At 47.3% G+C, this 7,081-nt stretch carries 5 protein-coding genes; 3 read left to right on the top strand and 2 right to left on the bottom strand.

Going from position 1 to position 7,081, the window contains the following annotated elements; all coding sequences use genetic code 11:
• Positions 1 to 522: 522 nt before the first annotated feature.
• Positions 523 to 2,433, bottom strand: coding sequence for a bifunctional metallophosphatase/5'-nucleotidase (locus ACFO4L_RS09705; RefSeq protein ID WP_377909474.1), 1,911 nt, complete (start codon positions 2,431 to 2,433; stop codon positions 523 to 525).
• A 238-nt stretch (positions 2,434 to 2,671) separates the two neighbouring features.
• On the opposite strand from ACFO4L_RS09705, the gene ACFO4L_RS09700 reads away from it, so the two are divergent.
• Entirely contained in the window at positions 2,672 to 3,061 is a 390-nt protein-coding gene (locus ACFO4L_RS09700; RefSeq protein ID WP_377909473.1) for a rhodanese-like domain-containing protein, read from the top strand.
• 336 nt (positions 3,062 to 3,397) lie between these two features.
• Positions 3,398 to 4,705 carry a hypothetical protein gene (locus tag ACFO4L_RS09695; protein WP_377909472.1) on the top strand — a complete coding sequence of 436 codons (1,308 nt, stop codon included), beginning with the start codon at positions 3,398 to 3,400 and terminating at the stop codon, positions 4,703 to 4,705.
• A gap of 234 nt (positions 4,706 to 4,939) precedes the next feature.
• Here the strand turns inward: ACFO4L_RS09695 and ACFO4L_RS09690 are convergent, their stop codons facing one another.
• On the bottom strand, positions 4,940 to 5,509 hold the full coding sequence (locus tag ACFO4L_RS09690) for a glycerol-3-phosphate responsive antiterminator (RefSeq protein ID WP_377909471.1): 570 nt from the start codon (positions 5,507 to 5,509) through the stop codon (positions 4,940 to 4,942).
• Between the two features lie 276 nt (positions 5,510 to 5,785).
• On the opposite strand from ACFO4L_RS09690, the gene ACFO4L_RS09685 reads away from it, so the two are divergent.
• The gene (locus tag ACFO4L_RS09685; protein ID WP_377909470.1) at positions 5,786 to 7,072 is read left to right on the top strand and encodes an ABC transporter substrate-binding protein; all 1,287 of its coding nucleotides are present in this window, start codon (positions 5,786 to 5,788) and stop codon (positions 7,070 to 7,072) included.
• The last annotated feature ends 9 nt before the right edge of the window (positions 7,073 to 7,081 follow it).

Raw genomic sequence — 7,081 nt, 5'->3', positions numbered from 1 at the left:
AAAAGCGGAACCGGACACATCCGGCACCGCTTTTTTTGTTTCATAAAGGGCTTTTGAGACAGCCCCCTCTTCCTCACTATTCGTATCTCAATCCCGCTATTCGCACCGGTACCCCCGTTTACGAGGCTGTTTTTACCCGTTACTAGGTGCGATCTGCTTTTTATGAGGAGGCTTTTGCTCTTTACGAGGTATTTTCCTGCTTTTGTGAGAAACCTCCTTGCGATGCTTTCGGCTCCCGGCCGAAAGCATCCTTCCTGTAAATATGAAAGCTTCGGATACTTCCGAAGCTCCCACCTTCATCACTATTCGCAGCTCAACTCCGCTATTCGCACCGGCACCCCCGTTTACGAGGCGGGTTTTGCCCGTTACGAGGTGCGATCTGCTCTTTATGAGGAGGCTTTCGCTCTTTACGAGGTACTTTTCCCTCCATGCGAAAAACTGCCTTCTTCAACCGACTCGATAAGCCCCTTCTTTTCTCACAAAAAACAGCCCCCTTCATGCGAAAGGGGCCGTCGCTATTGATTATTCAGCTGCTGTGTCGACGATGCGTCCTTCTACATCGTAGTCTACTTCGCCGAGGTCTTCCATGTAGTCACGGAGCATTTCCCAGTCGGTGAAGCCGACGATCGTTACGCGTCCGTCATCGTTAATATCTGCGAAGACATCATAGCCGTCGCCGCCGCCAGCGGTGAAGTTGTTCGTTGCGATCGTGTGCATCGTATCGTCACGCGCGATTTCTTCGCCGTCAACGGTGATGGATTCCACACGCTCGCCTGCTTCATTGTCGCTGCTGTAAACAATTTCGGTTCCATCAGATACGTGCAGGAAGCCGCCAAATTCATCCGGAGCGTCTTTTACGCTGAACTCAAATGCTTCGTACAGCTCGTCCCCTGTGATATCCATTAGTGCCAGTCGGTTACCGAAAGGCTGAACAGTAATCACGTCACCGATCGACGGTGTGCCTGCTGCGAGCGCTTCGCGAATTCCGCCGCCGTTTTGAACCGCCATGATGACATCGTCATCGGCTGTCAGCGCTGCATCCAGCTGGCCGTCTGTGATCAGGTTGCCGAGCGCTGTTTCATTCGCGCGCACGCTTACATCACTTCCAGCACCGGAGCGCGGGTTCGGAAGGTCATTGACAATCGTCGCGTTTACCGGCGTGTTCTGCAGCTCTTCTACTTCCGCTGTAAATGGCTCGAGCATTTCGGCTGCCACAGGGTCTGCTTCAAACTCTTCTGACGCAAACAGCTCGCCGTCTACTCCTGTGACAACACCGTCACGGTCAAACACGACGTTCATTGCCCCCAGGAAATCACCATATTCACCGGCTTGTCCGATGACAGTCGGGTCCATTGGCTCACCGTCTGCATTTTCTTCTACGAGCAGCGGTGGTTCTACTTCATCGTGGCTGTGGCCGCCGATGATCACATCGATGCCTTCCACATTTGCTGCGAGCGTCTGATCACTGTAGCTGCCGGAGAAGTTCAAGTGCGTTAGCGCCACAATCTTATCGACGCCTTCCTCCTGCAGGTTGGCTACCGCTTCCTCCGCGGCCTCCAAGTAATCCGTAAACAAAACATTTTCCGGGCTGGAGATCGTTTCTGTGTCTTCCGTATTTAAACCGAAAATACCGATTTCTTCCCCGTCCTGCTCGACGATGATGCCGTCATAGATGTTGCTGTCTTCTGCGTCACGCGCGATACCGCCCTGAACGAGGTGATCAAAACCATGGTCTCCGGAGAAATCCATGTTGGCTGCAACGATTGGGAACTCTGCAGCTTCAAAGAACTCCACCAGCTCCGGGTGTCCTTCGTCCGGATCACCGAGGTCAAACTCGTGGTTACCGGGAACGAACGCGTCATAGCCCATATAGTTCATGAACTGCACGGCGTCCTGACCGCGGAACTCGTTAAAGTAAAGCGTACCGGAGAACACGTCTCCTGCATCAAGAAGCAGCCCTTCCCCGTACTCTTCCTGCGCTGCTTCATAGGCCGTTACGAGATGCGGGAACGCATCGGTGCGGCCGTGGTTATCATTTGTATGGAAAATACTTAATTCAAATTCATAGTAGTCAAAGTCAAGCTCTTCTGCTCCAACCGTCAGTGTACCGGTTTCCCCGCGAAGCGAGTCATGTGTCACGGTTACTTCCGAGCGGTCGCTTTTGTTTACTTCTACATCCAGATCTCCGACATCGATTGCTTCCCCGTCTTCATCCACAACCGATACGTCGACAATTCGCTCCAGCGGAAGTCCTGCCGGATACGTCTTATCAAACGAAATGGAAAAGCTTTCTGCATCGATCACGTCTACGTTTTCAACAGCGCGATGTGGTCCTTTTCCGTTACTGTTTCCCGGACCTTCTGCTGCCACCGTTCCTGTCATGGCGATCATGCTCACTGCCAATACCCCTGCTGCACTACGTTTAAATTTCATGCATCTTGGCCTCCTATGTAGAAAAGTAGCGTACACTCTTCATTCTATTGGGAGCGCATTCATCGCTCAATAGGATGATTTAATGAATCGAAGTCACAAATAGGCCAAAAAACAGCCTGAAACCGTAACAAAGTGACAAAAGGCACTGATCCTTAGACCCCATGTCAATAAATGTATCCCATTACTTTAGCACTGAACAGGTCCGCATGCTATACTGTCTGCGAGGAGGACGATATTAATGAAAAAGCTATTATACACCCTGCCGCTCCTGTTGCTTGCCGCCTGCGGGACCGATGAAACCGCAATGGAGGAAATGAGCACCGATGAGCTGCAGGAGCACATATATGAGGATGGATTTGACGATGAGGTTCTCTATCTCGACGTCCGGGAAGAAGATGAATTCGCAGAAGAGCACATCAGCGGATTCACGAACATTCCGATGAATGACGTCATGGAAGATCCGTCACTCGTCGGCGAGGATCAGGAGGTCATTATTCTCTGCCAGACGCAAAACCGCAGCATCGAAGTCGGAGAACATCTGATCGAGAACGGCTATGACACCGATCAACTGACCGTCGTCATGGGCGGCATTTCCGATTATGAAGGAGATACCATTTCAGAAGAATAAGAAGAAGCCGCCAAGGATGGCGGCCTTTTTTTGTGGCAGGCATGGCAACTATTCGTAACTGTCGACGCTTATGCGTATCGATACGGCTTTTATGCGTAAGGAAGGCTTCATTGTGCGTATGATAACGGCCGTTATGCGTATGTGAACCACTTTTATGCGTAAACACGCTACTTATAGGCGACTTCACCCGCTAGTAAACCTCTATATTCCCCTCTATAAATTAAAGTTGTAATTTTCTGATAATTTATGTAGTATAAGGTGTAGAAAGGTAATATTTAGGAAGCCAGGTCTGTCATCATGACTCGTAGCGCATCTTACTCAAAGGGGAGTGATTGCATGCATCATGCTCGATTCGTTGATTCTGTCCTGACCACCGATCCTGCCGTTATTCAGGATGCTTCCGAGCAGCTGTGCCGGTTCTCGTCGCAAAACCGCAACGCTTCGGATTCAGGCTGTCAGCTTGTGATGGATCTCGCCTGTTATTACAACATCAAGACCGGTTCACCTGATACGTATAAGCAGTTGAGTGAAGTCGCTGCCCTCTTGCTGCAGAAAGCTTGTGGCAGCTACAGCCGTACTCATGGCGTTTCATTGAAAATCGGATTCTCCGACGTCATCACCGACCTGATTGACGCGACGTTTCAGCAGTTGCACACGCAGTGGTTTGCCTTATCCGCTGATGAACAAACGACTGCCGCCAAGCTGCTGCAGTATGTGATCCACAGCCTTTCCACGAAGCAGCGCGTGCAGCTTCAGCAGCTGACACAGTTAACGAGCTTTTCCCGGTCATCGATTCTGCTGTATGTGACGACCCGCGGCGTGAACCCGCTGTTTCAGCGGATACGTGAAACAAGCTGTCCGAATGAAGCGCTGCTGGCATCCGGTACGTTTATGGATCTGCTTGAACACACAACCTACAGCAACCTGCAGACAGGGTCTTCCACAGCCTACCGCGATACGGCCGTGCTGTTGTCGATCGTAAAGCTGTCCTGCAGCGGTGATCGTCCCGCCGATCGGAATGAACTGGAGCACATGATTCAAGCCTGGAGCATGAAAAAGGCAGCTCAAGCCACCGCTCCCTCCGCAGCGGCTTATCAGGAGACGAAAGCTCAGCTTGACCATGTGAAAAGGCTTCTTCACAAGCTCCAGCGTGAACAAAAGGAAATCGAGCGACTGATCCGCTTCGAAGAGAACAGGCTCAAACGAAGCGTCCGCACGAAAACCGTCCGTCAGCTGTGGCACTTCCCGCAACTGTCTGCCGAGCTGGAGGAAATCGAAGACGTGCACGAAGCGATTGACGCGATTCTCGACAGCAGCGGTAAAAAGCTGCCGCACTTCCTGCGCATGATCTATTCCCTGCCAACGCTTTGGATCCATCAGCAGCGGATTCACAGGCTGTATACAAAAATCGGCAAAGAGTGCGTCGAACAAAAGCTGTCCGTTATCCCGGCAAGTTCAGCGAAGATCGCAGCACTCACCCATACGAAATTACTGACCGGGCGTATGATTACTGAGTATAGTACCCAGATAGGGTCAATAAAGAGCGATATAAAACAACTTAACGATCTAGGAATAGCCCCGATTAAATTTGCCAGAAAAAAACCAGCATTTATTTTGAATCGCTTCGCATCAAAACAGGCCTGATATATATTAAGCACAATAACCCTGTCGCTGAATGATATCGTTCAGCGACTTCTAATTGTTATCGAGAGACCCTCCTTAGTTTTGTGTCTTCTGACTTTCTTCATATACTTTCACGTAATAGTAGTATACATTTTCAAGTTCGTTTGTGCGTGTATCTCGAATATGGGCCTTATATTGCTCCAACTGCCTATTCGTTTTCTCCTTCATCAATCTCCCTCCTCGTAGCAAGTTATTTTAAAGACCAGTATTCCATAACGAAGTATTACTAACCGAAGCTGCTAAGGCTCCTGCTTTTAATGCCTCTCTAATTTCTTGCTTTGATTCAATAAGTCCGCCTGCGATTATTGGCGTAGAAACACGCTTTGTCATTTTGTCTATTACTTTCGGCATCACTCCGGGCAACACTTCTAAAGCATCCGCATAATCACCCATGTCGAGTCCTTTTTGATAAGCGGATTGATCAATGGCAAATATTCGTTGTATAGCTAACAATCCTTCTTTTTTTGCATTCTTTGTGACATGAAGTCGTGTCGTAATAATCCCGGTAATTTTCCACTCTTTTGCCGCGAACCGTAAGGCGTGTTTACTGTTATCGATCCCTTCCAGTAAATCGATATGCAAAAACACTTTTTTATCTGCTTGATTTAACGCGCTAATCATGTTCCCAGCAGAGATGAGATCTCCACATAAAAGAAACACCGTATCGGCTTTACATTTAAGAGCGGCTTCCATATCTTTTTCGCGTTTCACAGCTGCTATCACTTGAGAATCGATCACATCATTCATTGTTGGGTATGAATTCATAACGACGACTCCTTTTGTATATCCGTATTTATTATCATCTTTATTAAAACATAGTAACCTTTAAACCTCAATTACACTTTGTTCTCATGACAAAAACAATTAACTCAGTATTCACTTTATTCATTCAGTGACTTTTCTTTTTTTCAAACTATTTAAAAAAATGGTTGAAAGCGCTTCAATATCATGCAATAATCTTACATATGAACAGCGCATATTTTTTTGGAGTTAAAGGTACCTATCTTTATTTATTTATTATTATGTTTAGGGGTGGTTCACATGAAAAAGAGCTTGTTTATGACATCTGCAACTGCTGTAGGACTTGCTTTAGTTTTGAACGCTTGTGCAGGAGAAGAAGGTGGAGGCAACGCTGGCTCATCCAATAACGAGTCTAATGCAGAAGCCAGCGGAGATCAGACGCAGATAAGTTTTATCCACTGGCGCGGCGAAGATAGTGAGGTCTTTGATGAAATTATTGATGAATTTGAAGCCGAACATCCTGATATTACAGTGGAAATGAATATCTATCCTTCCGAACAGTATCAGTCGAATGCTCAGCAGATGCTGCGAGATGGGTCTGTGGGAGATGTTTTCACGTCTTTCCCAGGCTCACAATTTGAAGTCATTCAAAATGCCGGCTTTTTCGAGGATTTGACAGACGAAGACTTTGTCGGCAATTTCAATGCTGAAGCAATTGAAATTGGACAAGCAGATGGTCAGCAAATGGCTCTCCCATATCAAATGGTATTTAATATGCCCGTTTATAACGTTGATATGTTCGATGAATTAGGTCTTGAACCCCCTAACAGCTGGGACGAGTTTCTAGAAATGGGTGACACATTGTTAGAGAACGATATCACTCCAATTGCTTTTCCAGGGGGCGATATCGGCCCCAACCAATTTATGAACAGTATGATGATGAATAATGCTCCGGATGAAGATATTTTCGCTAAATTAGAAGCCGGTGAAGAACAGCTTACTAATGAATGGTGGGTTAGCACACTTGAAGACTTCCAGACTCTGCTAGATAGAGAATTTATTTCTCAGGATGCCCTTGGTATTCAGCAGGACTCAGCGATAGCGGCAGTTGCTCAAGAGGAAGCCGCGATGCTAGCGACAGGCTCTTATCATATGGCTTCCCTAACAGAACAAAATCCCGATCTCAATCTCGACTTTTTAGCTCCAATTACGGTAGCAGAAGATGAAGCAATTTACGAAGGTATTCATACTGCTACTTTCATGCTCGGTGTAAATGCGAATTCCGATAAGCAGGAAGAGGCCAAACAGTTTATCGATTATTTGAGTCAGCCTGAAGTAGCTTCTAAATATGCAAATGAAACAGGTCAGCACCTCACCATTGAAGATGTAGACTATACTTCGGAGGCTTTGGAAGATACGGCTTACTGGTTAACAGACAAAGAAACACGTTTTCAGCCGCGTTTCTTTATTACTAACTCTTCTGTAGAAAATGCGGTACTAAGCTCCATTGAACAAGTTCTTGGAGGAGACGATCCGCAGTCAGCTGCAGAGCAAGCCCAGCAAGTTGTTGATCAGAATATCGATTAAACTTGATAC

The sequence above is a fragment of the Bacillus daqingensis genome (assembly GCF_042654445.1).
Taxonomy (GTDB): domain Bacteria; phylum Bacillota; class Bacilli; order Bacillales; family Salisediminibacteriaceae; genus Alkalicoccus; species Alkalicoccus luteus.
The sequence above is the reverse complement of the archived record's forward strand: the minus strand, read 5'-3'. Positions and strand labels throughout refer to the sequence as shown.

Bases quoted from the DNA above. Each gene is read 5' to 3' on its own strand.
- ACFO4L_RS09705 (WP_377909474.1), bottom strand. From the start codon at position 2,433: ATGAAATTTAAACGTAGTGCAGCAGGGGTATTGGCAGTGAGCATGATC.
- ACFO4L_RS09700 (WP_377909473.1), top strand. From the start codon at position 2,672: ATGAAAAAGCTATTATACACCCTGCCGCTCCTGTTGCTTGCCGCCTGC.
- ACFO4L_RS09695 (WP_377909472.1), top strand. From the start codon at position 3,398: ATGCATCATGCTCGATTCGTTGATTCTGTCCTGACCACCGATCCTGCC.
- ACFO4L_RS09690 (WP_377909471.1), bottom strand. From the start codon at position 5,509: ATGAATTCATACCCAACAATGAATGATGTGATCGATTCTCAAGTGATA.
- ACFO4L_RS09685 (WP_377909470.1), top strand. From the start codon at position 5,786: ATGAAAAAGAGCTTGTTTATGACATCTGCAACTGCTGTAGGACTTGCT.